At 74.1% G+C, this 26596-nt stretch carries 28 protein-coding genes; 15 read left to right on the forward strand and 13 right to left on the reverse strand.

Annotation, left to right across the window (positions count from 1 at the left end):
• Nucleotides 1–229 precede the first annotated feature (229 nt).
• Complete coding sequence (locus ACFQ8Y_RS14525) at nucleotides 230–460, forward strand: hypothetical protein (protein WP_430585929.1); 231 nt, start codon at nucleotides 230–232, stop codon at nucleotides 458–460.
• A gap of 89 nt (nucleotides 461–549) precedes the next feature.
• Here the strand turns inward: ACFQ8Y_RS14525 and ACFQ8Y_RS14530 are convergent, their stop codons facing one another.
• On the reverse strand, nucleotides 550–888 hold the full coding sequence (locus ACFQ8Y_RS14530) for a hypothetical protein (RefSeq protein WP_430552426.1): 339 nt from the start codon (nucleotides 886–888) through the stop codon (nucleotides 550–552).
• A gap of 249 nt (nucleotides 889–1137) precedes the next feature.
• Between ACFQ8Y_RS14530 and ACFQ8Y_RS14535 the strand changes: the two genes are divergently transcribed.
• Both ACFQ8Y_RS14535 and ACFQ8Y_RS14540 read left to right on the forward strand, forming a co-directional pair.
• Complete coding sequence (locus ACFQ8Y_RS14535; protein WP_430563992.1) at nucleotides 1138–1788, forward strand: hypothetical protein; 651 nt, start codon at nucleotides 1138–1140, stop codon at nucleotides 1786–1788.
• A complete protein-coding gene (locus tag ACFQ8Y_RS14540; RefSeq protein WP_430585930.1) occupies nucleotides 1785–2963 on the forward strand; it encodes a PrsW family intramembrane metalloprotease in 1179 nt (392 codons plus the stop codon). Before ACFQ8Y_RS14535 ends, ACFQ8Y_RS14540 begins: the two co-directional genes overlap by 4 nt.
• A 10-nt stretch (nucleotides 2964–2973) precedes the next feature.
• Here the strand turns inward: ACFQ8Y_RS14540 and ACFQ8Y_RS14545 are convergent, their stop codons facing one another.
• The 4 genes from ACFQ8Y_RS14545 to ACFQ8Y_RS14560 form a co-directional block, all read right to left on the reverse strand.
• On the reverse strand, nucleotides 2974–4242 hold the full coding sequence (locus ACFQ8Y_RS14545; RefSeq protein ID WP_430585941.1) for an enolase C-terminal domain-like protein: 1269 nt from the start codon (nucleotides 4240–4242) through the stop codon (nucleotides 2974–2976).
• Between the two features lie 53 nt (nucleotides 4243–4295).
• Complete coding sequence (locus ACFQ8Y_RS14550) at nucleotides 4296–5921, reverse strand: aldehyde dehydrogenase (NADP(+)) (protein WP_430585931.1); 1626 nt, start codon at nucleotides 5919–5921, stop codon at nucleotides 4296–4298.
• 73 nt (nucleotides 5922–5994) lie between these two features.
• Entirely contained in the window at nucleotides 5995–6939 is a 945-nt protein-coding gene (locus ACFQ8Y_RS14555) for a 5-dehydro-4-deoxyglucarate dehydratase (RefSeq protein ID WP_430552430.1), read from the reverse strand.
• Nucleotides 6940–7070: 131 nt separating this feature from the next.
• Nucleotides 7071–7964, reverse strand: a complete 894-nt coding sequence (locus ACFQ8Y_RS14560) for a LysR family transcriptional regulator (protein ID WP_430585932.1) — start codon at nucleotides 7962–7964, stop codon at nucleotides 7071–7073.
• Nucleotides 7965–8113: 149 nt separating this feature from the next.
• On the opposite strand from ACFQ8Y_RS14560, the gene ACFQ8Y_RS14565 reads away from it, so the two are divergent.
• Genes ACFQ8Y_RS14565 through ACFQ8Y_RS14580 form a run of 4 tightly spaced genes read left to right on the forward strand, consistent with a single transcriptional unit; the run spans nucleotide 8114 to nucleotide 11631 of the window.
• The gene (locus tag ACFQ8Y_RS14565) at nucleotides 8114–9121 is read left to right on the forward strand and encodes a tripartite tricarboxylate transporter substrate binding protein (RefSeq protein ID WP_430552432.1); all 1008 of its coding nucleotides are present in this window, start codon (nucleotides 8114–8116) and stop codon (nucleotides 9119–9121) included.
• Between the two features lie 28 nt (nucleotides 9122–9149).
• A complete protein-coding gene (locus ACFQ8Y_RS14570) occupies nucleotides 9150–9686 on the forward strand; it encodes a tripartite tricarboxylate transporter TctB family protein (RefSeq protein WP_430552433.1) in 537 nt (178 codons plus the stop codon).
• Nucleotides 9687–9736: 50 nt separating this feature from the next.
• The gene (locus ACFQ8Y_RS14575) at nucleotides 9737–11239 is read left to right on the forward strand and encodes a tripartite tricarboxylate transporter permease (protein ID WP_430585942.1); all 1503 of its coding nucleotides are present in this window, start codon (nucleotides 9737–9739) and stop codon (nucleotides 11237–11239) included.
• A complete protein-coding gene (locus tag ACFQ8Y_RS14580; RefSeq protein ID WP_430552434.1) occupies nucleotides 11236–11631 on the forward strand; it encodes a universal stress protein in 396 nt (131 codons plus the stop codon). The genes ACFQ8Y_RS14575 and ACFQ8Y_RS14580 overlap by 4 nt, the downstream gene beginning before the upstream one ends.
• A 6-nt stretch (nucleotides 11632–11637) precedes the next feature.
• On the opposite strand, the gene ACFQ8Y_RS14585 is transcribed toward ACFQ8Y_RS14580, so the two are convergent.
• Nucleotides 11638–12213, reverse strand: a complete 576-nt coding sequence (locus ACFQ8Y_RS14585; RefSeq protein ID WP_430552435.1) for a helix-turn-helix domain-containing protein — start codon at nucleotides 12211–12213, stop codon at nucleotides 11638–11640.
• Nucleotides 12214–12260: 47 nt separating this feature from the next.
• Here ACFQ8Y_RS14585 and ACFQ8Y_RS14590 point away from each other — a divergent pair, with 47 nt between their 5' ends.
• Nucleotides 12261–12794, forward strand: a complete 534-nt coding sequence (locus ACFQ8Y_RS14590) for a GNAT family N-acetyltransferase (protein WP_430585933.1) — start codon at nucleotides 12261–12263, stop codon at nucleotides 12792–12794.
• Nucleotides 12795–12802: 8 nt separating this feature from the next.
• Here ACFQ8Y_RS14590 and ACFQ8Y_RS14595 read toward each other — a convergent pair whose 3' ends face one another.
• The 3 genes from ACFQ8Y_RS14595 to ACFQ8Y_RS14605 form a co-directional block, all read right to left on the reverse strand.
• On the reverse strand, nucleotides 12803–13513 hold the full coding sequence (locus tag ACFQ8Y_RS14595) for a FadR/GntR family transcriptional regulator (protein WP_430552437.1): 711 nt from the start codon (nucleotides 13511–13513) through the stop codon (nucleotides 12803–12805).
• A gap of 51 nt (nucleotides 13514–13564) precedes the next feature.
• Nucleotides 13565–14698: a mandelate racemase/muconate lactonizing enzyme family protein gene (locus ACFQ8Y_RS14600; protein WP_430585934.1), complete on the reverse strand. Its 1134-nt coding sequence runs from the start codon at nucleotides 14696–14698 to the stop codon at nucleotides 13565–13567.
• Between the two features lie 90 nt (nucleotides 14699–14788).
• Nucleotides 14789–15328: a helix-turn-helix domain-containing protein gene (locus ACFQ8Y_RS14605; protein WP_430564000.1), complete on the reverse strand. Its 540-nt coding sequence runs from the start codon at nucleotides 15326–15328 to the stop codon at nucleotides 14789–14791.
• Between the two features lie 58 nt (nucleotides 15329–15386).
• Here ACFQ8Y_RS14605 and ACFQ8Y_RS14610 point away from each other — a divergent pair, with 58 nt between their 5' ends.
• Nucleotides 15387–16622, forward strand: a complete 1236-nt coding sequence (locus ACFQ8Y_RS14610) for a benzoate/H(+) symporter BenE family transporter (protein WP_430585935.1) — start codon at nucleotides 15387–15389, stop codon at nucleotides 16620–16622.
• Entirely contained in the window at nucleotides 16604–16915 is a 312-nt protein-coding gene (locus tag ACFQ8Y_RS14615; RefSeq protein WP_430552441.1) for a DUF3467 domain-containing protein, read from the forward strand. The genes ACFQ8Y_RS14610 and ACFQ8Y_RS14615 overlap by 19 nt, the downstream gene beginning before the upstream one ends.
• A gap of 9 nt (nucleotides 16916–16924) precedes the next feature.
• Here the strand turns inward: ACFQ8Y_RS14615 and ACFQ8Y_RS14620 are convergent, their stop codons facing one another.
• Both ACFQ8Y_RS14620 and ACFQ8Y_RS14625 read right to left on the reverse strand, forming a co-directional pair.
• Entirely contained in the window at nucleotides 16925–18334 is a 1410-nt protein-coding gene (locus ACFQ8Y_RS14620) for an FtsX-like permease family protein (RefSeq protein WP_430585936.1), read from the reverse strand.
• Nucleotides 18331–19056, reverse strand: a complete 726-nt coding sequence (locus ACFQ8Y_RS14625) for an ABC transporter ATP-binding protein (protein ID WP_430585937.1) — start codon at nucleotides 19054–19056, stop codon at nucleotides 18331–18333. The genes ACFQ8Y_RS14620 and ACFQ8Y_RS14625 overlap by 4 nt, the downstream gene beginning before the upstream one ends.
• A 131-nt stretch (nucleotides 19057–19187) precedes the next feature.
• Here ACFQ8Y_RS14625 and ACFQ8Y_RS14630 point away from each other — a divergent pair, with 131 nt between their 5' ends.
• Nucleotides 19188–20342 carry a cytochrome P450 gene (locus ACFQ8Y_RS14630; protein WP_430564004.1) on the forward strand — a complete coding sequence of 385 codons (1155 nt, stop codon included), beginning with the start codon at nucleotides 19188–19190 and terminating at the stop codon, nucleotides 20340–20342.
• A 9-nt stretch (nucleotides 20343–20351) separates the two neighbouring features.
• The gene (gene def / locus ACFQ8Y_RS14635; protein ID WP_430552445.1) at nucleotides 20352–21038 is read left to right on the forward strand and encodes a peptide deformylase; all 687 of its coding nucleotides are present in this window, start codon (nucleotides 20352–20354) and stop codon (nucleotides 21036–21038) included.
• 84 nt (nucleotides 21039–21122) lie between these two features.
• Here def and ACFQ8Y_RS14640 read toward each other — a convergent pair whose 3' ends face one another.
• Nucleotides 21123–22415 (reverse strand): ABC transporter substrate-binding protein, encoded by a 1293-nt coding sequence (locus ACFQ8Y_RS14640; RefSeq protein ID WP_430585938.1) that lies wholly within the window; start codon nucleotides 22413–22415, stop codon nucleotides 21123–21125.
• 129 nt (nucleotides 22416–22544) lie between these two features.
• Nucleotides 22545–23126 (reverse strand): alpha/beta family hydrolase, encoded by a 582-nt coding sequence (locus ACFQ8Y_RS14645; RefSeq protein ID WP_430552447.1) that lies wholly within the window; start codon nucleotides 23124–23126, stop codon nucleotides 22545–22547.
• Nucleotides 23127–23362: 236 nt separating this feature from the next.
• Here ACFQ8Y_RS14645 and ACFQ8Y_RS14650 point away from each other — a divergent pair, with 236 nt between their 5' ends.
• The 3 genes from ACFQ8Y_RS14650 (at nucleotide 23363) to ACFQ8Y_RS14660 (ending at nucleotide 26540) form a co-directional block, all read left to right on the forward strand.
• Nucleotides 23363–23986 (forward strand): pentapeptide repeat-containing protein, encoded by a 624-nt coding sequence (locus ACFQ8Y_RS14650; RefSeq protein ID WP_430552448.1) that lies wholly within the window; start codon nucleotides 23363–23365, stop codon nucleotides 23984–23986.
• Between the two features lie 203 nt (nucleotides 23987–24189).
• Nucleotides 24190–25218 carry a family 43 glycosylhydrolase gene (locus ACFQ8Y_RS14655; protein ID WP_430585939.1) on the forward strand — a complete coding sequence of 343 codons (1029 nt, stop codon included), beginning with the start codon at nucleotides 24190–24192 and terminating at the stop codon, nucleotides 25216–25218.
• The gene (locus ACFQ8Y_RS14660) at nucleotides 25218–26540 is read left to right on the forward strand and encodes an oligosaccharide MFS transporter (RefSeq protein WP_430552450.1); all 1323 of its coding nucleotides are present in this window, start codon (nucleotides 25218–25220) and stop codon (nucleotides 26538–26540) included. The genes ACFQ8Y_RS14655 and ACFQ8Y_RS14660 overlap by 1 nt, the downstream gene beginning before the upstream one ends.
• Nucleotides 26541–26596 lie beyond the last annotated feature (56 nt).

A 26596-nucleotide genomic window follows, 5' to 3' on the forward strand; every position in this document is an offset into this window, starting at 1 on the left:
CCTTCGTCCGCGGATCGTCGACGCCGCCTGTCTCGCCCCCCTGTCCCGCGGCGCCGTCCGAGCCCTCGTGATGTGGTCTCCGATCCACCCCAGCGTGAATCGCGATTAACTTAAGCTCAGACCGCGGCCGCGGGCAACCGGAGGACGCGATGCGGGGCCGCCACCCGGTGGGCAGGTGTGGTCAGGCCGACCGGGATGCGTGCATCGTGGCTCGGAGCGACGGTGGGGCATGGCCACGGTGAAGTACGTGGCGTCGACCAGGTGCCTGGTGTGCGGTCAGGGGATCGCGGCGGCGGTGGTCCATGCGGAGTCGGGCGCGGAGTCGGGCGCTGGGTCGGCCTCCAGCAGGTCCGTCAGCCACACGATCATCGCCAACACCGGGTGGCACCTCCCGTGCCGGGGGCACGAGGACGCGCTGGAGGAGCTCTCCGCGCAGTGCCCCGAGTGCGACGACGGCTGAGGAGGGCGTCCGCGGCCTGATCGACGCGACGGGCGGCACGACGCAGGGGGGTCGTGGCGCGGGGCGCGGCCGTGCCCGGGGCCCGGCGGTCAGGACGTGCCGCGCGACGACGTCGGGCGGTAGGCGGTGCCGAGGCCACCGGAGATCGTGGCGAACAGGCCCGCGACGGCGCCGCCGACGGCGGTCACGGTCTGCGCGGACCCGGGCGCCACGGCGGCGGTGATGGTGGACGCGGCAGTGGCGAGCGCGCCGACGACGAGCGCGACGACGTACGCGTAGGTGCGTAGCCGCGGTGACACGGTGGCGTGCCCGGTGGCGCCCGTGACCACCGGCGGCTCGGCCACGGCAGGGGCGGGAGCCGGGACGGGTGCGGCGGAGGTCGGGGCAGCCGCCGTCGGGGCGGTGACGGATGCGTCGATGGCGGACATCGGGCGTCTCCTCGGTGGTGCGTCGGGTCGGGAGAACCGGCCCCTGCATGGAACGACGGCCGCACGGACCGTCTGATACCGCTGCTCCCGGCGCCGCGTGCCGCGCCCCCGCCTCGACGGACGAACCGGGGCGAAGTGCGTCCTCGCCGCGCGCATCCTCCCGGGTCGTGCGATCTTCCGTACAGCCGCGCGATCTCCGCGCTGCCGGGCGACGCCGACGCGTGCGCCCGTCGCGTCCGGGGGAGGGCCATGGGAGCGGGAGTCGCGCCGGAGCAGCAGAGCGTGCCGCCGGACTGGGTGCCGGTGGAGCGCCGCTGGCTGGGGATGGACCGCGTGACGCTGCTGCCCGCGGCGATCGTGGTCGTGCTGGTCGCGGTGGCGATGTGGGGGCTGCCGGCCCTCGACCGGAGCGTCCCGGTGGACGACCCCGCGAAGGCGGGCGACGTCATCCGGGTCGACGGCGTCGAGTTCGACCCCGCCGCCGGGTGGAGCATCGACTCGGGCGTGCTCGCGTCCGAGCCCCCGGAGTCCGGCGGCTTCCCGAACACGGCCCAGGTGTCGAAGGACGGCTTCACGTTCTCCGTCGTCTCCGACACGTTCGACGGGACGCCCGCCGAGCTGATGGCGCAGCTGCAGAAGAACAACGAGCGGCTGAGCGACGGCGCCACCATCGACATGGGCCAGGTGGAGACGTTCCGGACCGCCCAGGGCGAGCGAGGGGTCGCCGGCCGGTTCACGTTCACCGGCGGGACGGGGCTTGTCGCGGCGTACGTCTTCGACGGCACCGGCGTGGAGGTGGTCCTCACCGGTCCCCACGAGACCGACGACGCGGAGCTCGAGTCCGACGTCGTGGGCATGATCCGCTCGATCCGTCCCGTCACCTCGGTGGAGGCGTCATGACCCGCACGGAGCTGCTCGACCGGCGGGCCCAGGTCGTCGACGAGGTCGGCTGGGGCCGACGCGTCTCGTGGGTCCAGCCGCGCAACGCGTGCCTGTGGGTGTTCGTGGCCGTGATCGCGTACGGCCTCTGGTTCGCCGTCTCCCAGGTGCGCAGCCAGGGTCCCGCCTACGGCGAGCCGCTGAGCATCTCGGCGGCGATCTTCGCCGCGTACGCGGTGCTGTTCTGGTGGTTCACCACCCACATCGACCGGTACTCCCGCCAGCCGCTGGACCTGCGGGTCGCCGCCTTCCTCTGGGGCGGGTTCGCCGCCACCTGGGCGATCGCGCTGCACGGGAACGCAGCCCTCCTGAGCCTCTACGCCAAGCTGGGCGGCCCGGCGTTCGCCGTGGACTGGGGGGCGGGTCTCGCGGCGCCGCTCATGGAGGAGTGGGGCAAGGGCGCCGGGGTCCTGCTGCTCCTGTTCATCGCGCCGCGCGTGCTGCGCACCGCGTTCGACGGCTTCGTCGTCGGCGCGTTCGTGGGCCTCGGCTTCGAGATCCTCGAGGACATCCTGTACGCGCTGAACTCCGCGCCGGAGGGGTTCGGGGTCGACCCGGTCGGCTCCAGCCTGAACACCGTGGTGCTGCGCCTCGCCACCGGGTTCACGTCGCACATCCTGTACTCCGCGATCTTCGGCGCCGGGGTGGTCTACCTCGTGGGCACGGTCGCGCAGCGTCGGCGCGTCGGGCGCGGGCTGCTGTTCTGCCTCGTCGCGATGGCGCTGCACTGGGCGTGGGACAGCACGGCGGCGCTGGCGGGCGGGGGCCCGCTCATCCCGGTGATCCTGGCGGTGCAGGTCGTCGTCGCGATCGCGGTCGTGCTGGTCGCCTTCCACGTGACGGTCGGCCCGGAGCGGGCGGCCATGCGGGACCTGATGGCGCCCGAGGTCGAGGACGGCACCCTCACCCCGGAGGAGGCCGACGCGCTCGCGGGCGCCTGGAAGCAGCGGCGCGCGTTCCGCCGCGGCGGCGGCCTCCGCGACCGTCGCCGCCGGGGGCACCGCCTGGAGGCGGCCAAGGACCTCGCGGACGCGCTGGGCGCGGCCCAGGGGCGCGAGACCGAGCGCGTGGCCTTCGCCCGGGCGGAGCTCGGCCGGTTCCGGGCGGGCGACGGGGCGCCGCACCCGGAACCGTGACGCCGGGACCTCACCGCACGAGGCAGGGGCGCTTCGGGTCGAACTCCCAGCCCGGCACGAGGTACCGCATCGCGACGGCGTCGTCCCGCGAGCCCAGCCCGTGCTCGAGGTACAGCGCGTGCGCCTCGGCGAGGCGGTCGGGGTCGAGCTCGACGCCGAGGCCGGGCGCGGTCGGCACCCGGATCTCGCCGCCCGAGATCTCGAGCGGGCGGCGGGTGAGCCCCTGGCCGTCCTGCCAGATCCAGTGCGTGTCGAGCGCGGTGATCTCGCCGGGGGCGGCGGCGCCCACGTGCGTGAACATGGCGAGCGAGACGTCGAAGTGGTTGTTGGAGTGCGAGCCCCAGGTGAGGCCGAGCTCGTGGCACAGCTGCGCGACGCGCACGGAGCCCGCCATCGTCCAGAAGTGCGGGTCGGCGAGCGGGATGTCGACGGCGTCCGACCGGATCGCGTGCCCGAGCTCGCGCCAGTCGGTGGCGATCATGTTGGTCGCCGTCGGCAGCCCGGTGGCGCGGCGGAACTCGGCCATCACCTCGCGGCCGGAGAACCGCCCCTCGGCGCCGCACGGGTCCTCGGCGTAGGCGACGACGCCCCGCATCCGTCGTCCGAGCCGGACGGCGTCGTCCAGGAGCCAGCCGCCGTTCGGGTCGAGCGTGATCCGGGCGTCGGGGAAGCGTTCCTTGAGCGCGACGACGGCGTCGACCTCGGCGTCGCCGGCCTGCACGCCGCCCTTGAGCTTGAAGTCGCGGAAGCCGTACCGCTCCCGCGCGGCCTCGGCGAGGCGGACGACGGCGTCGGGGGTCATGGCGGCCTCGCGGCGCAGCCGGGACCAGGCGTCCGGGCCGTCGGGCTCGCGCAGGTAGGGCAGGTCGGTGGCGTCCGGGTCGCCGACGTAGAACAGGTAGCCGAGCATCGGGACGGCGTCGCGCTGCTGCCCCTCGCCGAGCAGCTCAGCCACCGGGACGCCGAGGGCCTGCCCGTGCAGGTCGAGCAGCGCGGACTCGAGCCCGGTCACGGCGTGCACGGTGGTGCGCAGGTCGAACGTCTGGTTGCCGCGCCCGCCCGCGTCCCGGCCGGCGAACCGGGCCGCGACGCCCCGCAGCACGGACCGGAACCGCGCGACGGGTTGCCCGACGACGAGGACCGCGGCCTCCTCGACCGTCGCGCGGATCTTCTCCCCGCCCGGCACCTCGCCGAGCCCGGTGCGGCCCTCGGAGTCCTCGACGAGCACGACGTTGCGGGTGAAGAACGGCGCGTGCGCGCCGGAGAGGTTGAGCAGCATGGAGTCGTGCCCCGCGACGGGCACGACCCGCACGCGGGCGACGGTCGGCGCGCTCACCGGGCCCCCTCCGCGCCGGCCGCGGGCCGGAGCACGCCGTCCACGCGCCGGGTGAGGCGCCACGGGTTGTCCGGCCGCACCGGCTCGGGCAGCAGGAACTCGGGCAGGTCCTGGTAGGCGACGGGCCGCAGGAACCGCTCGATCGCCAGCGTCCCGACGGACGTCGTGCGCCCGTCCGACGTCGCGGGGAAGGGGCCGCCGTGCACCATCGCGTGGCCCACCTCGACGCCGGTCGGCCAGCCGTTGGCCAGGATGCGGCCGGCCTTGCGCTCCAGCGCGGGCAGCAGGCGGGCGGCCGTGGCGCGGTCGGACTCCCTGAGGTGCAGCGTGGCGGTGAGCTGCCCCTCGAGGAGGCCCACGGCGGCGAGGAGCTCGTCGTCGTCGGCGTAGCGCACCACGAGCGAGGCGGCGCCGAAGATCTCCTCCTCCAGTACCGGGTTGGCGAGGAAGGTGGCGACGTCGGCGACGAAGACCGACGGCGCGGGCGCGTTGCGCGCGGCGCCGGGCGTCCCGGTGCCGGCGAGGGCGACGCCGTCCTGCGCGGCGAGGGCGTCCACGCCGTCGTGCCACGCCCGGGCGATGCCGGCGGTGAGCATGGTCTGCCCGGTGGTGGCCTCGGCGGTGCGGCGGACGGCGTCGACGAACGCGTCGCCGTGCGCCGAGCGCGGCACGAGCACGATCCCCGGGGCGGTGCACAGCTGGCCGGACGACCCGGTCACCGACGCCAGGTACGCCGCGGCGAGCGCGTCGGCGTCGCCCCCGTCGTCCGGGTCCAGGGCGCCCGGCAGCACGATCACCGGGTTGACCGAGCTCATCTCCGCGAACACCGGGATCGGCACGCGGCGGGCGGCGGCCGCGGCCACCAGCGCGAGCCCGCCGGAGCGGGAGCCGGTGAACCCGACCGCCTGGATCACGGGGTCGCCCACCAGCGCCTGCCCGACGCGCGCGCCGGGGCCGTAGACGAGGGAGAAGACGCCGGGGTGCAGGCCCTCGGCGGCGACGGCGTCGGCCACGGCGCGGCCCACCAGCTCGCCGGTGCCCGGGTGCGCGCCGTGCGCCTTGACGACCACGGGGCAGCCGGCGGCCAGCGCCGAGGCGGTGTCGCCGCCGGCCACCGAGAACGCGAGCGGGAAGTTGCTGGCGCCGAACACGGCGACGGGGCCGACGGGCACCTTCCGCTGGCGGAGGTCCGCGCGGGGGAGCGGGGTGCGGTCGGGCAGCGCGGGGTCGACGCGGACGCCGCGGTGGTCGCCCTGGCGCACGACGGCGGCGAACAGGCGCAGCTGCCCCGTGGTACGGGCGAGCTCGCCCGTCAGCCGGGCCTCGGGCAGGCCGGTCTCCCGCATCGCCCGCGCGACGATCGCGGTCCCGGCGGCCTCGAGGTTCGCGGCGACGCGCTCGAGGAAGCGGGCGTGCGGCTCGGGGGCCAGCGCGGAGAAGGACGCGAAGGCCTCCTCCGCGGCGGCCGTGGCGTGCGCGAGCTGGTCGACGGAGAGGAGCGAGTAGGCGGGCTCCAGCGCCTCGTCGGTGGCGGGGTCGTGGGCGACGGCCGTGCCGGCGGCGCCGACCAGCGGCTCTCCGGCGACGATCGAGTGCCCGGCGAGGACGGCGGTGACGGTCATGGGGTTCCCTCCTGGGTGCGCAGGTCGGTGCGCGGGTGGGTGCGCGGGTGGGTGCGGGTGGCCGGTCCTCGGGTCAGCGGGTGAGGGCGACGTCGGCCGGGCGGACGCCGGCGGCGTCGACGAGGGCGCGCAGGTCGTCGACGTCGCGCTCGGTGAGGTCCTGCAGCGGGGGCCGGACGCCGCCGAGGTCGCGCCCGACGGCCCGCAGGCCGCCCTTGACGATCGAGACGCCGTACCCCTTGGCGCGGTCGCGGATGTCGAGGTAGGGCAGCACGAAGCGCGTGAGCTTCTCGGTGACGGCGGCGCGGTCGAGGTTCCGCACGTCGCGGTAGAACTCGAGCGCGAACTCGGGCACGAAGTTGTACATCGCCGAGGAGTAGGTGCTCATGCCGAGCTGAAGCAGCGGCAGCGCGAACGTCTCCGCGGTGGGCAGGCCGCCGAGGTAGAAGAGACGGTCGCCGTTGGTGGCGACCACGCGCGTGAGCTGTTCGATGTCGCCGAGGGCGTCCTTGAAGCCGATGAAGTTCGGGTGCCGCTCGGCCAGCCGGGCGACCGTCTGCGCGGAGTACACGGCGTTGGCGCGGTTGTAGACGATGACGCCGACGCTCGTCGCGGCGCACACCGCGGAGGCGTGCTCGAGCAGGCCGTCCTGGTCGCAGTCGGTGAGGTACGGGGGCAGCAGCAGGACGCCCTCGGCGCCCGCCACCTCGGCCGCCCGCGCGTTCTCGACAGCCTGGGCCGTGTTGCCGGCGGCGCTGCCGAGCACGGGGGTGGCACCGTCGGCGGCCTCGACGGCGAGGGCCACCACGCGCGCGGTCTCGGCCGGCGTGAGGCTGAAGCCCTCGCCCGTGCCCCCGGCGGCGAAGAGCCCGCCGATCCCGAAGCTCGTCTGCCACGCGATGTGCTCGGCGTACCGGGCGCCGTCGACCTCGCCGTCCGCGGTGAACGGGGTGACGGGGAACGAGAGCAGGCCCTCCTTGAGGGTGGCGGCGAGCTCCGAGGGTGAGTACGTGGCCACGATGGCCCCTCCTGGTGACAGACGTCGGCGGTGACAGTTCGTCGGACAACCTAAGAAGCGTTCATGATGCCTGTCCAAGCCCGGAATGGCATCGGTTCATGCCGTGCGGGTATCGCCCTCCTGGGTGCGGATCAGTCGTGCACCGCGCGGAGGTGGCGCACGAGCTCGTGCAGCGCGGGGTTCTTGGAGCCCCGGTCCCAGAGAGCGTGCAGCTCGACGACGGCGTGCGGCACGTCGGCCAGGTCGCAGAAGCGGACGCCGGTCAGGCCGAGCAGCCGGGCGGACTCGGGCACGAAGGCGACGGCGCGCCCGGCGCCGACCAGCGAGCACATGGTGAGGATCTGGCTCACGACGTGCACCACGTTCGCGTGCTCCACGTCCACGTACCGCACGACCATGTCGTAGAAGTACCGCGCCTTCGTCGGGTGGTGGCCGATGAGCGGGACGTCGCGCAGGTCCGCCGTCCCGACCGGCCTGCGCAGCGTCGCGAGGGGATGTCCCTCGGGCACCACCAGGACGAGGTCCTCCGACAGGAGCAGGTGCGAGTCGAGCCGCGGGTCGTCGAAGGGCGGGCGGCCCAGGGCGAGGTCGAGCTCCCCGCGCCGGATGGCCTCGAGCTGCTCGACCGTCACCAGCTCCTGCAGGTCGAGGTCGACGTCGGGCATGACCTCGGCGATCTCCTGCACCAGCGTGCCGAGCAGGCTGAAGCCCGTCGCCGCGGTGAACCCGAGCCGCAGCACGCCCGCGCGGCCGGCCGCGATCCGGCGGGCGAGGGCGGGCGCGGCGTCGGCAGACGTCAGCAGCCGGCGCGCCTCGACGAGGAAGACCGCGCCGGCGGTGGTGAGCTCCACGTGGCGGTTGTCCCGCTCCAGCAGCGCCACGCCGACGGCGTGCTCGAGCTTCTGCACCTGCCGGCTCAGCGGGGGCTGCGTCATGCTCAGGCGCTCGGCGGCGCGGCCGAAGTGCAGCTCCTCCGCCACGGCCACGAAGCAGCGGACCTGGTCGAGGGTGTACGCGGTGCTCATCCCGGGTCTCCTTGATGCCTTCATTGGATCAAGCCATGCAGATTGAGGCTTAGACAGGCATCGTATGGCTCCCTAGAGTCGTCGCCCGACCGGACTTGACGCGGCGACGACGCTCGCGCCGCTCGATCGAGATCTCAACGAGGAGAGCTGTGATGAGACTTGCCCACCGCCGTGCCGTCGCCGGTGCCACCGCCGCGGTCGCCGCGCTCACCCTCGCCGCCTGCGGCGGCAACGTCGCCGGGGGATCGGGCGGCGCCGGGGGGTCGTCGGACTTCCCCTCCCGCCCCGTGACCCTCACCGTCGGGCAGGACGCCGGGGGCTCCACCGACCTCATCGCCCGGGCGCTCGCGGACGGCATGGCCACCGACCTCGGCGTCTCGGTGCCCGTCGTGAACCGGGCCGGCGCGAACGGCGCCGTCGCCACGCAGGAGGTGGCGGGCAAGCCGGCCGACGGCTCGAACCTCGTGCTGCTCAACGCGTCGCTCATCACCATCACGCCGCTCGCGGTCTCCGAGGACGAGGCCGTCTCGCTCGACGACGTCGACGTCCTCAAGGGGCTCTCGCAGGACGACTACGTGCTGGTCGCGAGCAAGAAGTCGGGCTTCGAGAGCCTGGACGACCTCCAGGCGGCGTCCGGCAAGGTCACCTACGGCACGACGGGCGTCGGCACGGGCTCGCAGCTCGCCCAGGCGGTCCTCTTCGCCCAGGCCGAGATCGAGGGGACGAGCGTGCCGTTCGATTCCGGCTCGCCCGCCCTCACCGCCGTCGTCGGCGACCAGGTGCAGGTCGCGACCATCCAGCTCGGCGAGGCCAAGCCGCAGCTCGACGCCGGGAACGTGGTGCCGCTGCTCGCGTTCTCCGCCGAGCGCAACCAGTTCCTGCCCGACGTGCCCACCGCCGTCGAGGAGGGCTACGACGTGCCCGTGTCGCAGTACCGGGCGCTGGCCGCGCCCAAGGGGCTGCCGGAGGACGTCAAGGCGCGGCTCGTGGAGTCCGTGGACGCCGCCGTGGCCGAGGACGCGTATACGTCGTTCAACGAGAACAACCTGCTCACGCCGCACGAGATCAGCGGCGAGGAGGTCGTCGAGGAGTGGACGGCGCTCGCCGAGAAGTACCAGGACCTGACCGCGGAGTACGACATCTCGCTCGCCGAGTGAGCGGCGAGCCCGCCGGAGGAGACCGATGATGACCGCGCCGCACCCCCCGAACCCTGAGCCCGCCGTCGCTGCCGAGCCCGCCGCCGAGCCTGCCGTCGAGCCCGAGGTGCACGACGACGGCCCGCCCCCGGCCGGGCCGGTCGCCAACCTCGGCGCGGGCCTCGTCACCCTCGCGGTCGGCGTCGGCGGGGTGGTGGTCGCGCTCGCCCTCGGGGTGGGCACGCCCGCCCAGCCCGGCTCGGGCATGTGGCCGCTGGTCGTGAGCGTGGCGCTCGTCGTCCTCGCGCTGGCGCAGCTCGTCGTGGGCCGGGCCGGCGGCGACGGCGAGCGGTTCACGCGCCACTCGTGGATGCCGCTGGTCGGGCTCGCGACGCTGCTCGGCCTCGTCGCGCTGCTGCCCGTGATCGGCTTCGAGATCCCGTCCCTGCTGCTCAGCCTCGTGTGGATGCGGTTCCTCGGCGGCGAGTCGTGGCGCACGTCGGTCGTGTGCTCGCTGGGCGCCGTCGTCGCGCTGTACCTCGTGTTCGTCGCCGCGCTCGGCACCAACGTGCCGCACCTGTTCTGACCCGCCCGACCGTCTGAAGGAGACGTCACGTGGACAACCTGCAGAACGTCATGGCCGGGTTCGAGGTCGTGCTGGAGCCCACGAACCTGCTGTACTGCCTCGTCGGGGTGCTCATCGGGATGCTCATCGGCGTGCTGCCCGGCCTCGGCCCGGCCGCGACGATCGCGATCCTGCTGCCGCTCACCTACGGGATCGAGCCCGTCACCGCGATCATCATGCTCGCCGGCATCTTCTACGGCGCCCAGTACGGCGGCACCATCACCTCCGTGCTGCTGCGGCTGCCCGGCGAGGCGAGCTCGGTGGTCACCGTGCTCGACGGGCACGCGCTGGCGCGGCAGGGGAAGGCCGGCACCGCGCTGGGCATCGCCGCCATCGGGTCGTTCGTCGGGGGCACCGTCGCCATCGTCGGGCTCACCTTCCTGGCGCCGGTCGTCGCGAGCTTCGCCCTCGACTTCGGGCCGCCCGAGTACGCGGCCCTCGCGCTGCTCGGCATCCTGCTCGTCTCGACGATCGCGTCCGGCGCGCGGGTCAAGGCCCTCGTCGCGGCGGCGATCGGGCTGCTGCTCGCGACCGTGGGCCGCGACGCCTTCACCGGCACCGAGCGGTTCACCTTCGGCAGCCTCGACCTCGCCGACGGGATCGACTTCGTGCCCGTCGCGATGGGCCTCTTCGGGCTCGGGGAGATCCTCTACAACCTCGAGGAGCGACACCGGGCCGTGCACGCCCCGGGCAAGGTGACGAACGTCTGGCCGTCGCGGTCCGACCTGCGCGAGTCGTCCGGCGCCGTGACCCGCGGGTCCGTGCTGGGCTTCTTCCTCGGCATCCTGCCGGGCGGCGGCGCGACCATCGCGTCGATGGCCGCCTACGCGGCCGAGAAGAAGCGGGCCAAGGACCCGTCGCGCTTCGGCAAGGGCGCCATCGAGGGCGTCGCCGGGCCGGAGACGGCGAACAACGCCGCCGCCACCAGCTCGTTCATCCCGCTGCTCACCCTCGGCATCCCCGCCAACGCCACGATGGCGCTGATGTTCGGCGCCCTGCTCATCCAGGGCATCACGCCCGGCCCGCAGCTCGTCGATCAGCACCCCGAGCTGTTCTGGGGCGTCGTGAACTCGATGTACGTCGGCAACATCCTGCTGCTGATCATGTCGATCCCGCTGGTGGGCGTCTTCGTGCGCATCCTGCGGGTGCGGGCCGCGATCCTCGCCCCGATCACGGCGCTGATCACGATGATCGGCGCGTACACGATCAACAACTCCGCCTTCGACGTGCTGCTCGTCGTCGTCTTCGGCGCCGTCGGCTACCTCATGAAGAAGTTCGGCTTCGAGCCCGGCCCGCTGGTGCTGGCCTTCGTGCTCGGCTCCCTGCTGGAGGAGAGCGTGCGGCGCTCGCTGCTGATGTTCGGCGGCGACCCCTCCGGGTTCGTCTCCCGGCCCATCTCCGCCGTGCTGCTCGCCCTGTTCGTCGTCGTCGCGGTCTGGCCCCTCGTGCAGTCCGCCCGTCGCCGTCGGCCCGCGCAGGCGCCGACCCCCGACCGAGAGGAAGCGTCCGTATGAGCATCGTCGTGGGATACGTCCCCACCCCGGTGGGGGAGGCCGCCGCCACGGCGGCCATCACCGAGGCCCGGCTGCGGGGCGAGGACCTGCTCGTCGTGAACTCCGCGCGCGAGGGGTCGCTCGTCGAGACGACGGTCGCGACGGACGACGACCTCGACCGGGTGCTCGCCGCGGCGTCCGATGCCGGCGTCGCCGCCCGGGTGGTGCGCGGCACGCACCGGGACGACTTCAGCGACGAGATCCTCGAGCTCGCCGAGCGGCACGACGCGACCCTCATCGTCATCGGGCTGCGGCGTCGCAGCCCGGTGGGGAAGTTCATCATGGGCTCCGTCGCGCAGCGGATCCTGCTGCAGGCCGAGCACCCCGTGCTGGCGGTCAAGCCGGCGTCGTAGCCGTGCTCACCGCGGGCGCGGGGCCGCGAGCTTGTCGAGGACGACGAGGTAGCGGCACGACGACCGCGTCGCGTTGACGAAGGTGCAGTCGGCCGGGGCGCCGAGCTGGAGGCAGTCGCCGGGGCCGAGGTCGTGCACCTGCTCGCCCTCGACGAACCGCAGCGCGCCGTCGAGCACCCAGATCTGCTGGTCGACGAACCGGTACGACTCGGCGGGGTAGGTCACCTCGGCGCCCGGCGGGAGCTCGACCTCCACGAGCTCCAGCGCGGCGCTCGCCGGCGGGGACACCGCGCGCCGGACGTACCCCGTCCCCGCGTCGGTCCACGTCGGCTGCTCCGCCCGGCGGGCCAGCCGCCTCGTGTCGCCCTCGGCGCGGGCCACGAGCTCGGACAGCGTCATGCCGAGCGCCGCCGCGAGCCGGCCGAGCAGCGCGGCGGTGGGCTGGGCGTCCTCGCGCTCGATGCGGGAGATCATCGCGCGCGAGACGCCCGACGCCTCGGCGAGCGCGGCGACGCTCAGCCCGCGGTCGGCCCGGGCGGCCTGCAAGGTGTGGGCGAGGGCGGCGCCGAGGTCGTCGGTCACGCGCCACCCGCGAATACGATAGTGAACATGATGGCTACTATATGCGCATGATCCTGCGCGACGCCGTCCACGCCGACCTCGATGCCCTCCTGGACATCCACAACGCGGCCATCCGCACGTCGACCGCGATCTGGACGGACGACGAGGTGCCGCGCGCGGAGCGGGAGCGGTGGTTCGGCGCCCAGGCGGCCGCGGGGAACCCGATCCTCGTGGCCGACGACGACGGCGCGGTCGCCGGGTACGCCACCTACGCGCAGTGGCGCGCGAAGTTCGGCTACCGCCACACGGTGGAGGACTCGGTCTACGTGGCCGAGGGGTACCAGGGCCGTGGGCTGGGCCGGGCGCTGCTGGTCGAGCTCGTCGACCGCGCCCGTGCCGCCGGGCACCACGTCATGCTCGCCGACATCGAGGCGGGCAACGCCGCGTCGGTCCGGTTGCACGAGTCGCTCGGGTTCGCGCACGTCGGGCGGCTGCCCGAGGTCGGCACCAAGTTCGGGCGCTGGCTGGACCTGGCGATCCTCGCCCTGCCGCTGGGCGGTGCGGGGTGCGCGCCCGAGAGCGCCGGCGCGCAGCCGGCCTGAGCCGCCGGTCAGCGGCCGCCCGACTCCGCCAGCAGCCGGCGCCGGGAGCCGGCCAGGTGCACGCGCATCGCCGCCGCGGCGGCGAGCGGGTCCCGGGCGGCCAGGGCGTCGAGGATCGCCTGGTGCTCCTGCGTGACGGTCGCGAACCGCCGCGGCGTGCCGTCCTCCGTGCCCGGGGGAGGCGTGGGGGGCGAGCCCAGGCGCCCGCGCGGCATCGCGATCATCTGCGGGCCGAGCCGGTCCAGGGCGTCCAGCAGATACCGGTTCTGCGCCGCCTCCGCGACGAGCCGGTGGAACGCGAAGTCGTGCTGCATCGCCGTCGCCGGGTGCCCCTGGGCGTCGTCGAGGTCCCGCAGGCGGGCGGCGAGCGCGTCGAGGTGGGCGTCCGACCGGCGCTCCGCGGCGAGGGCCGCCGCCTGCGTCTCGACGCCCAGCCGGAAGTCGACGAGGCCGAGCCGGTCCTCGAGCGAGCGCGCGACGGGCGCGTCGTCGCCGTCCCCGGCCGGCGGCGCCAGCGCGTAGCTGCCGCTGCCGCGCCGGGTGTGGACCAGGCCCTCGAGGTTCAGGCGGGCGATCGCCTCGCGCACGACGGTGCGGCTGACCTGGTGCTCGGCGGCGAGCGCGGTCTCGCTGGGCAGCTTCTCGCCGGGGGCGATGCCGCCGTCGACGATCCGCGCCCGCAGCGCGGCGACGAGCGCGCCGCTCAGGGTCGGGGGCATGGGCTCATGCTTCCATCCGCCGCACCCCGGCCGTCGCGCCCCGGCCGGCGCTCAACGCGACCCGACCAGCACGCTGTCCGTGGTCCAGGCCCGCGCCTGCTCCGTGAGGGTGACGCCGAGCCCGGGACGGTCCGGCACGAGCATCCGGCCGTCCTTCGTCTCCAGGCGCTCCTCGAACAGCGGGTCGAGCCAGTCGAAGTGCTCCACCCACGGCTCGCGCGGGTACGTGGCCGCCAGGTGCAGGTGGATCTCCATCGCGAAGTGCGGCGCGAGGTCCAGCCCGGCCTGGTCCGCGAGGGTGAGCAGCCGCAGGAACTGCGTGATGCCGCCGACGCGCGGGGCGTCGGGCTGGATGATGTCGCAGGCCCGGGCGGCGATGAGGCGCTCGTGCTCGGCCACCGACGCGAGCATCTCGCCGGTCGCGACCGGCGTGTCCAGGGCGGCGGCGAGGGCCGCGTGGCCTTCGGCGTCGTAGGCGTCCAGGGGCTCCTCGATCCACACCAGGTCGTAGGGCTCGAGCCGGCGGCCCATGCGCAGCGCGGTGGTGCGGTCCCACTGCTGGTTGGCGTCGACCATGAGCGGGACGTCGGCGCCGAGGTGCTCGCGCACCGCCTCGACGCGGGCCAGGTCGGTGCGGGTGTCCGGCAGGCCGACCTTGATCTTGATGCCGCCGATGCCCTCGGCCAGCGACCGCGACGCCCGGTCCTTCACCTCGTCGATGCTCGCGTGCAGGAAGCCGCCGGAGGTGTTGTAGGTGCGCACGGAGTCCCGGTGCGCGCCGAGCAGCTTGGCCAGCGGCAGGCCGGCGCGCTTGGCCTTGAGGTCGTACAGGGCGATGTCGACCGCGGCGAGCGCTTGCGTCGCGACGCCGGAGCGGCCCACGGAGGCGCCGGCCCACAGGAGCTTCGTGTACAGCTTGGCGATGTCGTTGGGGTCCTCGCCGATCGCTGCGTCGGCGACCTCCTTGGCGTGCGCGTACTGGGCCGGCCCGCCCGCGCGCTTGGAGTACGAGAATCCGAGGCCCGCGTGGCCCTGCTCGGTGGTGATCTCGGCGACGAGGAACACGACCTCGGTCATGGGCTTCTGCCGCCCGGTGAACACCTTGGCGTCGGAGATGGCGGTGGCCAGCGGCAGCGTGAGCGTCGAGAGCTGCACGGACCGGATGGCGTCGGGCTGGTAGGGCATGGCGCTCCCTCGCGTCTGCGGGCCGCCGTCGCGGCCGGGCCGGGCTCGTCCCCGGCGTCAGGTGAGCATACAAGTTGTGAACCTGTATGACTACCTTGCGTCGATCGGGCGCCACCACATGGTGAGCACGGCTTCCGCGGGCGCGTCGTCGAGGGCGCGGTACCCGTGCCGGGAGTCCGCGCGCCACCGCAGCGACTCGCCGGTCGCGAGCTCGGCCGGCGCGTCGAGCGGCCCGACCTCGGCCCGGCCCCGCGTGACCAGCAGGTGCTCGGTGACATGGGCGCCGTGCGCCTCCGAGCGGTGCATGGTGCCCGGGTCGAGCCGCAGGGCGTAGACCTCCACGGTGGCGTCGTCCGCCTGCGTCGCCGCCAGCAGCCGGGTGCGGATGCCGGGGGAGGACACCTCGGCGCCCGCCTGCTCCGCGAGCAGCCACGACATCGGGACGTCGAGGGCGCCGGCGAGGGCGTAGAGCGTGGCGAGGTTCGGGTTGCGCGACCCGGCCTCGATCTCCGACAGCGAGCCCTTGCCGATCCCGGCGGCGCGGGCGAGGGCGCCGAGGGAGAGCCCTCGGACGGCACGGGCGGCGGTGAGGCGCTCGCCGATGAGCGCGGAGAGCTCGGCAGATCGCACGAGGCCACCCTAGCGTTCTGTTTGCGGAACGCGGCCGACGGCGCCTACCGTTCCGTTCGTGGAACGCTCGCTCGCGCAGCCCGTCGGCGTCGGGATCGTCGCCGCCCTGGTCGGCTTCACCAGCTCGTTCGCGGTCGTGGTCGCGGGCCTGGGGGCGGTGGGGGCCACCTCGGACCAGGCGGCGTCCGGCCTCCTCGCCCTGTGCGTCGTCCAGGGGCTCGGGATGATCTGGCTCAGCCGCCGTCACCGCGCGCCCCTGACGCTGGCGTGGTCCACCCCCGGCGCCGCCGTCCTGGTGGGCGCGGGCGGGGTCGCCGGCGGCTGGCCCGCCGCCGTCGGGGCGTTCGTGGTGTGCGGCGCCCTGATCGGGCTCACCGCGGCCTGGCCCGCGCTCGGCCGGCTCGTCGCGGCCATCCCCGTGCCCGTGGCCCAGGCCATGCTCGCGGGGGTGCTGCTCTCGCTGTGCCTGCAGCCGCTGGTCGCCGTCACGGCCGCGCCGCTGCTCGTCGCGCCTGTGATCGTGCTGTGGCTCCTCCTCGCGCGCCTGGCGCCGCGGTGGGCCACCCCGGCGGCGTTCGTGCTGTCCGTCGCCGTCGTCCTGGGGACAGTCGCCGCGGGGGACGGGACGCTCGCGCTGCGGCCGCCGGGCCTCGCCCTGACGGCGCCCGCGCTCACGCTGCCCGCGATCGTGGGGATCGCCCTCCCGCTGTACGTCGTGACGATGGCGTCGCAGAACGTCCCGGGGGTGAGCGTCCTCGCCTCCTTCGGCTACCCCGTGCCGTGGCGGGAGACGCTCCTGGTCACGGGCGCCGGCACGGTGGTGGGCGCGTTCGCCGGCGGCCACGCGGTCAATCTCGCCGCCATCACCGCGGCGCTCCCGGCGTCGGCCGAGGCGCACCCCGACCCCCGGCGCCGCTGGGTGGCGACGCAGAGCGCCGGCTGGGCCTACCTGGTGCTCGCCGTCCTGTCGCCGCTGGTCACGGCGCTCGTCGCGGCGGCCCCGGCGGGGGTGGTCGAGACGGTCGCCGGCCTCGCGCTGCTCGCCACCTTCGGCTCCGCCCTGTCCGCCGCCCTCCGCGACGAGCAGCACCGGGTCGCCGCGACGGCCACGTTCCTCACGGCGGCGAGCCCCCTCGTCCTGCTCGGCGTCGGGTCTGCCTTCTGGGCCCTCGTCGTGGGGCTGGCGGTGTGGGCGCTCCTGACCGCGCGGCCGGCACGCCGTGCCCACCGCCGGGCTGCTGGCGGTGGGGGCGCAGGAGCGCGACAGTGGTGGCCATGGCGAGCAACGAGGTGAAGTTCAAGATCGACGTCCCCACCGAGCTGGAGGGAGGCGTCCCGGCGGACTTCGCGTCGCTGTGGCACACGTCGACGTCGTTCGTCATCGACTTCGTCGCGGCCACGAAGCCGCCGCAGCCGGTGACCGACCCCGACACGGGAGCGGTCACCGGCCGCGTGGTGCCGGGGCGGGTGGTCTCGCGCGTGCGCATCCCCCCGCAGCAGGTGTTCGAGCTGGCGCGGGCCCTCACCCAGCAGCTCGACGCGTGGGAGCGCGAGACGGGGAAGAAGACCGACGGCTCCGCCGGCTGACCGGCGGCGTCAGAGCGCGCGCTCGGGCCGGGCGAGGATCCCCGGCACGAGGCGGGCGCTGAGCGCCGCCGCGCCGCGGACGGCGAGGAACCCGAGCGCGAACACGGCCAGCGCGGTGACGATCGCGACGGGCTGGACGAAGATCGCCATCCCGACGAGGGGGAAGAGCAGCACGGCGGCGCACAGCGCCGACCCGCCGGCCACCATCCACAGCGCCGACATCACGGCCCGGCGGGAGGCCTCGCTCATCACGTCCCGCGGTACGCCGAGGCGGTCGAGCGAGACGTGCACCGCCGCGCGGTCGAGGGTCGAGGCGGCCTGGTTGATGCCCACCGAGCAGGCGACCATGAGGAACGAGACCGCCACGGTGACGAGGACGCCGGTCGAGACGTCCTGCATGAGCCACCGCTCGTCGGCGTCCATGCCCTCGGTCGAGGTCATGTCCGCCATCGCGAGGCCCACGGCGCCGAAGACGCCGACGAAGCTGGTCATCGCGACGCCGCTCACCTGCCGCCAGGCAGCCTTCGGGTCCTCGAGCACCATGCGCGCGGCCAGCAGCCGCGGCACCGTCTGCGCCTTGCGCGCCTGGCGTCGCGCCCGCACACGCACGAACCACGGGCCCAGGGCGTCGAGGGCGAGCAGCATGCCGCCGAAGATCGCCGCGAGCGTGCCGACGATCGCGACGATGCCGCCCAGCTCCCCGAGTATCCCCAGCACCTGCATGAGGCCGAGCCCGACGACGAGCACGCCGACGGCGATCACGACCCGGACCCAGTGCGCGGTGCCCGGGCGCTGGCGCGTGCGCACGCCCAGCGGCGTCACGACGACGGCACGCAGCCCGACGACGGCGCTCGCGGCGGCGAGCAGCGCGACGCCGAGCACCGCGAGCGGCAGCCACCACCACGGCACCCACATCTGGGCGCCCAGCGCCTCGCCGCGGAAGTGCAGCAGGCCCACGAGCGGCGCGAGGACCGCGTAGAGCACGACGCCGAGGACGGCCCCGACCAGCGCCGTCACGGCCGCCTCGAGCACCGTGAGCGCCGTGATCGTGCCGGTGGTCGCGCCGAGCAGGCGCAGGGACGCGAGCCGCTCGTCGCGCCGTCGGGCGGCGAGGCGCGCGGCGGACGCGCCCACCGTGGCGAGGGGCACGAGCAGCAGCACCACGGCGATGACGGCGAGCGTCTCGTAGGTGGAGGCCAGGTCGTCGTCCCAGCCGAAGAAGGCCTGCGCGCCGCCCAGCACCACGAGCAGCAGGGCGGTGACCACGGCGAAGCTCGCCACGGGCAGGGCGGTGGCCAGGCGGTCGTCGTCGCGCCGCCGCCGGAACAGCGGGGCGAGGTGGACGGCGGTGGCGAGCGCGCCCGCGGGGCGCGCGCCCGGGACGGCGGACGGCGCGGGCGCCGGGGCGGTGGCGGTCATCGCGACACCTCGGCGGCGTCGGCGGCCGCCGCGGGGGCGGCGGTGTCCGAGACCACGCGGCCGTCGCGCAGGACGACGGTGCGGGCGCAGCGGCGCGCGACGTCGGCGTCGTGCGTGACGACGACGAGCGTGCGGCCCTGCGTGGTGGCGGAGAGCAGCAGGTCCAGCACCTCGACGGACGTGGCGGAGTCCAGGGCGCCGGTGGGCTCGTCGGCGAAGATCAGCCGGGCACCCGTGACCTGGGCACGAGCGATCGCGACGCGCTGCGCCTGCCCGCCGGACAGCTCGCCGAGCCGCCGCTGCTCGAGCCCGGCGAGGCCCAGGTACTGCAGCCACTGCGCGGCCTCCGCCTCGGCCTGCCCGCGCGGCACCCCGCCGAGCATCCGGGCCACGGCGACGTTCTCGAGCGCGGTCAGCTCGTCGAGCAGCAGGCCCTGCTGGAACACGAAGCCGAGCTCCTCGCGCCGCAGCCGCGACCGGGCCGCGTCGTCGAGCGACTCGACGCGCACCGGCCCCTGCCCCGACGCGAAGGTGACCGACCCGGCCGTGGGACGCAGGATGCCCGCGAGGCAGTGCAGCAGCGTCGTCTTGCCGGAGCCGGACGCGCCCATGATCGCCACCGACTCGCCGGCGGCGATGTCGAGGTCCACGGCGTCCAGGGCGGGCGTGACCCCGCCGGGGTACTGCATCGTCAGTCCACGCGCGCTCAGCAGAGGTGTCATGACACCCAAGGTGCCCGCGTCGGCTGGCCCGCCGCGTCGGACCACGAGCGGATTCCGCGCCGGCGGGGGTCCCCCTGCGGTATGACACGGCTCGGGGAGAACCACGAGACGCCCGCCCCTACGGTGGGGCCATGACGACCGACGCCCACGCGGGGGCCACGGGCCCCGCCGATCTGCGCGCCCACCTCGACGCCCGCCGCGGGGTGTGCCCCGTGGACCACGACGGGCTCGGCACGTGGACGCTGCTGCGGCACGCGGACGTGGTCGCCGCCGCGACCGACCCGGAGACGTTCTCCAGCGCGGCCGGCCGGCACCGGGCGATCCCCAATTCGCTCGACGGCGCGGAGCACGCGGCGTACCGGGCCGTCGTCGACCGCTACCTCACGGACGCCGCCGTCGCCGAGCAGGAGGAGCAGTGCCGCGCGCACGCGGCGGCGATCGTCGCCGCGCTGCCGCGCGGGCGCACGGTCGGCGCCATCGCGGACCTCGGCGCCCCGTTCGCGGTGCGCACCCAGACGACGTGGCTCGGCTGGCCGGCCGAGCTGGAGGGGGCGCTCGTCGCGTGGATGGCGGACAACCACGACGCCACCCGCTCCGGCGACCTGACGCGCACGGCGGCCGTCGCCGCGCGGTTCGACGAGCTCGTGGGGTCGCTGGTGCGCGAGCGGCGCGAGGCCGGGGACGCCGCGCCCGACGACGTCACCACGAGGCTGCTGCACGAGACGGTCGACGGCCGCCCGCTCACGGACGCCGAGGTCGTCTCGATCCTGCGGAACTGGACGGCCGGCGACCTGGGGTCCCTGGCGGCGTGCCTCGGGGTGGTCGTGCACCGGCTCGCCACCCACCCCGACCGGCAGGACGTCACCCGCGAGCGCGTCGCTCGCGGCGAGCACGCCGCGATCGAGGCCGCCATCGAGGAGGTGCTGCGCATCGACGACCCGTTCGTGTCGAACCGGCGGCGCGCCACCCGCGACGTGGAGATCGGCGGCCGCACCGTCCCGGCCGGCGACCGGGTGCTGCTGAGCTGGACGGCCGCGAACCGCGACCCGGAGGTCTTCGGCGACCCGGACGCGTTCCGCCCCGAGGAGAACGCCGCCGCGAACCTCGTGTTCGGCGTCGGGCCGCACGTCTGCCCCGGCAGGGCGCTCACCCTGATGGAGCTGCGCGTCGCGGTCTCCGAGCTGCTGGCCGGCACCGAACGGATCCTGCCCGCCGACGACGAGGCGCCGGTGCGCGAGGCGCCGCCCGTCGGCGGCTGGGCGCGGGTCCCCGTCGTCCTGAAATAGGCTCGGCGCATGGCTTGGAGCTTCGGACGACGTCGGCCCACCACGTACCTGCTGGGGGAGCCCGCCGACCCGTACCCGGCCCAGGCGCCGGAGGCGGCGCGCGGCCGCGTGCTGCGGATCACGGAGATCGGCGAGCCGGTGCTGCACACCCCCGCCGCGACCGTCGAGACGTTCTCCACGCCGGAGCTCGCGCGCCTGGTCGACGACATGTTCGCCACGATGGAGAACGCCGAGGGCGTGGGGCTGGCGGCGCCGCAGGTCGGTGTCGGGATCCGCCTGTTCGTCTACGACGTCACCGACGAGCGCGGCGACCGGCACGTGGGGCACGTCGTCAACCCCGTGCTCGAGATGGACCACGACGCCGAGCCGGAGACCGAGGACGAGGGGTGCCTGTCGGTGCCCGGCGCGTACGAGCCGCTGGAGCGGCCCGGTGCCGCCACCGTGCGGGGCGTCGACCAGCACGGAGGCCCGGTGCAGCTCTCCGGCCGCGGGTTCCTGGCCCGCGCCTTCATCCACGAGGCGCAGCACCTCGACGGCACCCTGTACTGGGACCACCTCTCGCCCGAGCTGCAGGCGGACGCCCTGCGCCAGCGCGACGAGGAGCGGGCCGACATCCTCGCGGGCCGGCACGAGCTCGCCGTCGAGCTGGGCAAGAAGCCCGCCGAGTACCCGGCGACGCCGGCGGGCGGCCGCTGAAGGCAACGCGTCGAGCGTGCTGCCCTGATCCTCAAGACCGCTGTTCGAGGATCAGGGCAGCACGCTCGATGCGAGTGCGGGTCGTCAGCCCAGCATCCCCGGGGCGATGGAGAAGAACTCCTTGACGCCGTCGTCGAGGCCGGTGGTGCCGAAGCCGATGTCCTGCGCGATGCGGGTGAACTCGACCTCCACGGCGCCGGCGCCCTCGGGCGGCGGCGGGGGAGTGTCGCCGGCCACCTCGGACAGCTGCTCCCAGTACTCGAGGATCTGCTTGTCGAGGCCCTCCGGCTCAAGGGCGTCGAGCGCGGGCTGGGAGATCGGGGCGCCGCGCGAGAGGCCGAACTCCTTGCTCACCTCGGGGTCGTTGGCGATGAAGTCGATGAACTTCGCCGCCTCCTCGGGGTGCTCCGAGTTCGCCGACATGGACAGCTCCAGCGACGGCTTGAGGTACAGGCCCCGGTTGCCCGGATCGTCGGCCGGCGGCAGCGTCATCGCGAACTCGCCGCCCGCGCTGCCCTCCGAGAAGCGCACCAGGAAGTTGTAGAAGCTCAGCTCGCTCGCCGTGACGCCCGACCCCAGCACGTCCGCGCCGTTGAGCTGCTCCTGCCGCTTGGGGTCGATGAACCCGTCGTCGTCGAACAGCGGCGTCGCGCGCTCCCACCACGCGGTGAGGTCGGCCTCCGTGAAGCCGAGCGCGCCGTCCGCGGTGTAGAGCGACTTGCCCTGCTGCGCGAGCCAGATCTCGAAGACCGTCCAGATCTGCGTGTACTGCGTCGACCCGCTCACCTTCGGGTCGTGGTCCGCGCCGGCCTTGCCGACCTGGGACAGGACGGCGTCGTACTCGTCCCAGGTGAGGTCGCCGTCGGGCACGTCGACCCCGAGGCCCTTCAGGAGACCCGTGCTGAAGAAGTTCGCGATGCCGCCCGTGCTGGTCGGGATGCCGACCAGCCTGCCGTCCACCTTCGCGGCCGGCATGACGTTCTCCGGGAACGTCGAGATGTCGATCGTGCCGTCCGCGGCGAACTCGTCGAGCGCGGCGATCTGCCCGGTGCCGCCGTACTGCGACAGGTACGAGACGTCCATCTGGAACACGTCGGGCAGGCTGCCGCTCGCGGCCTCCGTGTTCCGGGACGTCCAGTAGTCGGCGAACGACGCGTAGGACGACTGGATGGTGACGTGCGGGTTCTTCTCCTCGTACAGGTCGATCGCCTTCTCGTACCGCTCGGCGCGCGACGCGTCGCCCCACCACGCGAACGTGAGGGTGACGTCCTCGTCGCCGCCGCCCGAGGCGTCGCCGCCGCTGCAGGCGCCGAGCGCGGCGACGGCGCCGACGGCGAGGAACGCGACGCCGGAGCGTCGGAGCTTTCTCGTGGACATGAGGGCCTCCTTGCACACATGTGCCGTCGGACGACGGTCGTGACGGGACAGATGCTGGCAGGCGGACGGTCGTGCCGAGCGCGAGCGGACAAAAGCGCGCATCGGTGGACATGCGGGCGCGCGGGAAGGTCAGAGCGTCCGCGCCCAGTCCGCGACGGCGGCCGCGACGTCGTCGTCCTTGCCGCGCACGTCGTGCGCGCCGGGCAGCGTGATCGTCGTGACCGGGCCGGGGATCGACGCCGCGTGCTCGGCCAGCTCGTCCGGGCTGCCGAAGGGGTCACGGTCGCCCGAGACGAACAGCACGGGGACGTCGAGCTGCGGGAAGTGCTCGACCCGCAGCCTCTCGGGCTTGCCCGGCGGGTGCAGCGGGTAGCTGAGCAGCACCAGGCCCGCCGCGGGCAGGCCCTCGGCCACCGCCATCGAGCACATCCGTCCGCCGTACGACCGGCCGCCCAGCAGCAGCGCGTCGGTCCCGACGCCGAGCGACCCGGCGAACCGCTCCGCCTCGTCGCGCAGGTGCGCGACGGCGACCGGCGGCCGGTCGGGCATCCGCTTGCCCGCCAGCCGGTACGGGAAGTCCACGCGTTCGGTGGGCAGCGGCGGGTCGAGCGCGGCCAGCCGCCGCTCCACCGCCACGAGCGTGTGGTGGTCGCGGCTCGCGCCCGCGCCGGGCGTCAGGATCAGCCCTCGGGGCGTCGTCGTGTCGGGCACGGGTCCAGTGTCACCCGCTCCGCCGAGGTCGTGCCCGACCTGCCGAGGTAGCACGAGATCCCGCGAGGTAGTCCGGACCAGGCCGAGGTAGCGCGAGATCCCGCGAGGTAGTCCGCGTGACAGAGCGATGCCCGGGATGTCGCCATCTGTCCGCGGTCGGGTTACGCCTCGGCGTGGGCGCGGGGCGCCGCACCGAGGGCGCGGCCGGTGTCGTCGGGTCGGGCTAGCGTTCGGGGATGAGCGACGCCGAGCGGAGGACCGTCCCGGATACGATCGAACCGGGGAGCACCGTGCGGGGTGAGGACTGGTACGGCCGGGACCTCTCCGGCCGCACGTTCGAGCGGGTGGAGCTCGTGGAGGTCGACCTCACGGAGGTGACGGCCACCGGCGCCACCTTCGAGGAGTGCACGTTCCGCGGGGCGCGGTTCAACGCGTCGGCGTGGCGGGAGTCCGCGTTCACGGGGTGCACGTTCAGCCGCACCAACCTGTTCGACGCGTCGTTCGAGGGCTGCAAGCTCGTGGGCTCCCGCTTCGACGACTGCCGCTTCGACCTGCTGCGGGCGGAGCGCGGGGACTGGTCCTTCGTCACGCTGCGCCGGGCGGCGATGGACGGCGTCCACCTCGAGGGCCTGCGGATGCGCGAGGCCGACCTCGACGGGGCGCGGCTGTCCGGGGCCACGGTGATCGGCGTGGACCTGTCGGGCGCGGAGCTGGCCGACGTCGACCTGCGCGGGGCGGTGCTGCGCGGCACCGACCTGTCGGCGCTGGACCCGCGCGCGGCCCGGCTGACCGGCGCCGTCGTCGACCCGGCCCAGGCGGTCGTCCTCGCCGAGTCGCTGGGGCTCGTCGTCACGCCCTGAGGCACCCACCGTCCTGCTCCGTGGGCGGCTCCGGGGTGGGCCTCGTCACATCGCGGGCACCTTCGCGCAGGTCATGGCGCGGCTCTCGGGAAAGGCGTCTCCGAGGTCACAGCGCGGGTCGGTTTACATCGTTTACATTCTCCCGTGGAGCAGCACCGCTGCGCGCTGCCGGACCAGAGCAGGACACCGGAGGACGAGACACCATGCAGGCCGAACTGACGGACCAGGTCACGGTCAACCCGATCGTGCTGCAGCGCGCCGACCCGTGCGTGCTCCGGCACGAGGGCACCTACTACTTCACGGGGTCGCACCCCCGGTACGACCGCATCGTGCTGCGCCGCGCCGACCGCCTCGAGGACCTGCAGAAGGCCGAGGAGGTGACGATCTGGGAGCGGCACGCCACCGGCCCGCAGTCGCAGCTCATCTGGGCCCCCGAGATCCACCGGGTGCATGGCGCCTGGTACGTCTACTACGCCGCCGCCCCCGTGGACCACGGCACCGTGGACGCCCCGAGCGAGAACGAGACGTTCAACCACCGCATCTTCGTGCTGGAGAACACCGCCGACGACCCCTTCGAGGGGGAGTGGATCGAGCGCGGCCAGGTGGACACCGGGTGGGAGTCGTTCGCGCTGGACGCCACGAGCTTCGTGACGGACGGCGAGCAGTACCTCGTCTGGGCGCAGCAGGACCTCACGGTCCGCGGCCACTCCAACCTGTACATCGCCCGCATGGCGAACCCGTGGACGCTCGCCACCCCGGCGGTCGAGCTGACGCGCCCCGAGTTCGACTGGGAGACCAAGGGCTTCTGGGTCAACGAGGGCCCGTCCGTCCTCGTCCGGAACGGCCGCGTCTTCCTCACCTACTCCGGCGCCGCCACCGGCATCGACTACGCGATGGGCCTCCTCACCGCGGACTCGGGCGCCGACCTCCTCGACCCGGCGTCGTGGACCAAGAGCACCGAGCCCGTGTTCGTCAGCGACCCGTCCGTGGGCCAGTACGGCCCCGGCCACAACTCGTTCACCGAGACGCCCGACGGCGACGCCGTCCTCGTCTACCACGCGCGCACCTACACCGAGATCTCCGGCGACCCGCTGTGGGACCCGAACCGCCACGCCCGCGCGCAGGTGCTGCCCTTCGACGCCGACGGCAACCCCGTGTGGGGCACGCCGGTGCCCGACACCCGCCCCACCCCGACCTCGACCGAGGTCCTCCCCGCCGACGGAGCCTTCTGATGAGCACCACCACCGCGACCCCCGACGGCGCCACCAAGCCCCGCGCTCGGGACTCGCTGCGCAAGCCCGCGTTCTGGAACTTCGGCGGACTGTTCTTCTTCTACTTCGCGATCTGGCAGCTCGCCTTCACGTTCCTCAGCCGCTGGCTGGAGACCGAGGCCGGGATGTCGCACGGCAACATCGGTCTGCTGAACTCGGTGATGGCGTTCACGGCGTTCTGCCTGCAGCCGTTCTACGGCTTCATCCAGGACAAGCTCGGCTTCCGCAAGAACCTCTTCGCCTTCGTCGTCCTGGTCGGCGCGATGATGGGGCCGTTCTTCGCGTTCGTGTTCACGCCGATCGTCAACGCGAACCAGGTGCTCGGCGCCGTCGTCGGCGGCATCTTCCTGTCGCTGACGCTCAACGCGGGCGTCGGCATCGTCGAGACCTTCAACGAGCGCAACGCGCGGGCGAACGGCTTCGAGTACGGGCACGTGCGCCTGTTCGGTTCGGTCGCCGGTGCCACCGCGTCCCTCGTCGGCGGGTTCATCTGGGCCTCGAACCCCGACAACATCTGGTGGGCCGGGACCTTCTCCGCGATCGTCCTCGGGGTGCTCCTCTTCGTGGCGCGCACCCCCAAGCCGGGCGAGCCCGGGTACGCGGCGGTGAGCGGCGACGCCGACGGAGGCGCCCGCACCAAGGTCTCCCTCGCCACCGTCAAGGAGCTCCTCACGAACCGGTCGTTCGTCGGCTTCATGGTGCTGATGTTCGGTACGGCGGCCCTCTACGACGTGTTCGACCAGCAGTTCCCCAACTACTTCGCGCAGTTCGTCACCGGCGGCATCGACTCGCAGGTGCTGTTCTCGCGCGTGGTGTTCGTGCAGATCCTGCTCGAGGCGGTCGTCATGATCGCGACGCCGTTCCTCATCAACCGGATCGGCGCCAAGAACGGCCTCCTCCTGTTCGGCCTGGTCCTCGTCGTGCGCGTGCTCGGCTCGGCGTTCTTCACCTCCACCGAGATGCTGGTCGTCTGGCGCCTGCTCGCCGCGATCGAGATGCCGCTCATGCTGATCTCGGTGATGAAGTACCTGACTCGCATGTTCGACGTCCGGATCTCGGCCACGGCCTACATGCTCGGCTTCAACATGGCCAAGCAGATCGGCATCGTCATCTTCTCGTGGGCGTTCGGCGCCGCGTACGACACGATCGGCTTCGGCCACTCGTACATCGTCATGGGCGTCGTCGTGGTCGTGGTGACGATCGTCGCGAGCGTCCTCATGCGTGACGACCGCCGGCACGCCCTGCCCGACGGCACACCGGCGCCGGAGGGCGCCTCCGCCTGACCGTCCCGCCCGGCCGAACATGCGGTTGCGCACGTTCTGACGCGTCAGAACGTGCG

The organism is Isoptericola sp. NPDC056605, from assembly GCF_042792795.1.
In the GTDB taxonomy this organism is placed as follows: Bacteria; Actinomycetota; Actinomycetes; order Actinomycetales; family Cellulomonadaceae; genus Isoptericola.

Bases quoted from the DNA above. Each gene is read 5' to 3' on its own strand.
- ACFQ8Y_RS14590 (WP_430585933.1), top strand. From the start codon at position 12,261: ATGATCCTGCGCGACGCCGTCCACGCCGACCTCGATGCCCTCCTGGAC.
- ACFQ8Y_RS14620 (WP_430585936.1), bottom strand. From the start codon at position 18,334: ATGACCGCCACCGCCCCGGCGCCCGCGCCGTCCGCCGTCCCGGGCGCG.
- ACFQ8Y_RS14630 (WP_430564004.1), top strand. From the start codon at position 19,188: ATGACGACCGACGCCCACGCGGGGGCCACGGGCCCCGCCGATCTGCGC.
- ACFQ8Y_RS14640 (WP_430585938.1), bottom strand. From the start codon at position 22,415: ATGTCCACGAGAAAGCTCCGACGCTCCGGCGTCGCGTTCCTCGCCGTC.
- ACFQ8Y_RS14660 (WP_430552450.1), top strand. From the start codon at position 25,218: ATGAGCACCACCACCGCGACCCCCGACGGCGCCACCAAGCCCCGCGCT.
- ACFQ8Y_RS14625 (WP_430585937.1), bottom strand. From the start codon at position 19,056: ATGACACCTCTGCTGAGCGCGCGTGGACTGACGATGCAGTACCCCGGC.
- def (WP_430552445.1), top strand. From the start codon at position 20,352: ATGGCTTGGAGCTTCGGACGACGTCGGCCCACCACGTACCTGCTGGGG.
- ACFQ8Y_RS14580 (WP_430552434.1), top strand. From the start codon at position 11,236: ATGAGCATCGTCGTGGGATACGTCCCCACCCCGGTGGGGGAGGCCGCC.
- ACFQ8Y_RS14560 (WP_430585932.1), bottom strand. From the start codon at position 7,964: ATGAGCACCGCGTACACCCTCGACCAGGTCCGCTGCTTCGTGGCCGTG.
- ACFQ8Y_RS14570 (WP_430552433.1), top strand. From the start codon at position 9,150: ATGACCGCGCCGCACCCCCCGAACCCTGAGCCCGCCGTCGCTGCCGAG.
- ACFQ8Y_RS14615 (WP_430552441.1), top strand. From the start codon at position 16,604: ATGGCGAGCAACGAGGTGAAGTTCAAGATCGACGTCCCCACCGAGCTG.
- ACFQ8Y_RS14530 (WP_430552426.1), bottom strand. From the start codon at position 888: ATGTCCGCCATCGACGCATCCGTCACCGCCCCGACGGCGGCTGCCCCG.
- ACFQ8Y_RS14545 (WP_430585941.1), bottom strand. From the start codon at position 4,242: ATGCTGCTCAACCTCTCCGGCGCGCACGCGCCGTTCTTCACCCGCAAC.
- ACFQ8Y_RS14525 (WP_430585929.1), top strand. From the start codon at position 230: ATGGCCACGGTGAAGTACGTGGCGTCGACCAGGTGCCTGGTGTGCGGT.
- ACFQ8Y_RS14550 (WP_430585931.1), bottom strand. From the start codon at position 5,921: ATGACCGTCACCGCCGTCCTCGCCGGGCACTCGATCGTCGCCGGAGAG.
- ACFQ8Y_RS14595 (WP_430552437.1), bottom strand. From the start codon at position 13,513: ATGCCCCCGACCCTGAGCGGCGCGCTCGTCGCCGCGCTGCGGGCGCGG.
- ACFQ8Y_RS14540 (WP_430585930.1), top strand. From the start codon at position 1,785: ATGACCCGCACGGAGCTGCTCGACCGGCGGGCCCAGGTCGTCGACGAG.
- ACFQ8Y_RS14535 (WP_430563992.1), top strand. From the start codon at position 1,138: ATGGGAGCGGGAGTCGCGCCGGAGCAGCAGAGCGTGCCGCCGGACTGG.
- ACFQ8Y_RS14600 (WP_430585934.1), bottom strand. From the start codon at position 14,698: ATGCCCTACCAGCCCGACGCCATCCGGTCCGTGCAGCTCTCGACGCTC.
- ACFQ8Y_RS14650 (WP_430552448.1), top strand. From the start codon at position 23,363: ATGAGCGACGCCGAGCGGAGGACCGTCCCGGATACGATCGAACCGGGG.
- ACFQ8Y_RS14575 (WP_430585942.1), top strand. From the start codon at position 9,737: ATGGCCGGGTTCGAGGTCGTGCTGGAGCCCACGAACCTGCTGTACTGC.
- ACFQ8Y_RS14655 (WP_430585939.1), top strand. From the start codon at position 24,190: ATGCAGGCCGAACTGACGGACCAGGTCACGGTCAACCCGATCGTGCTG.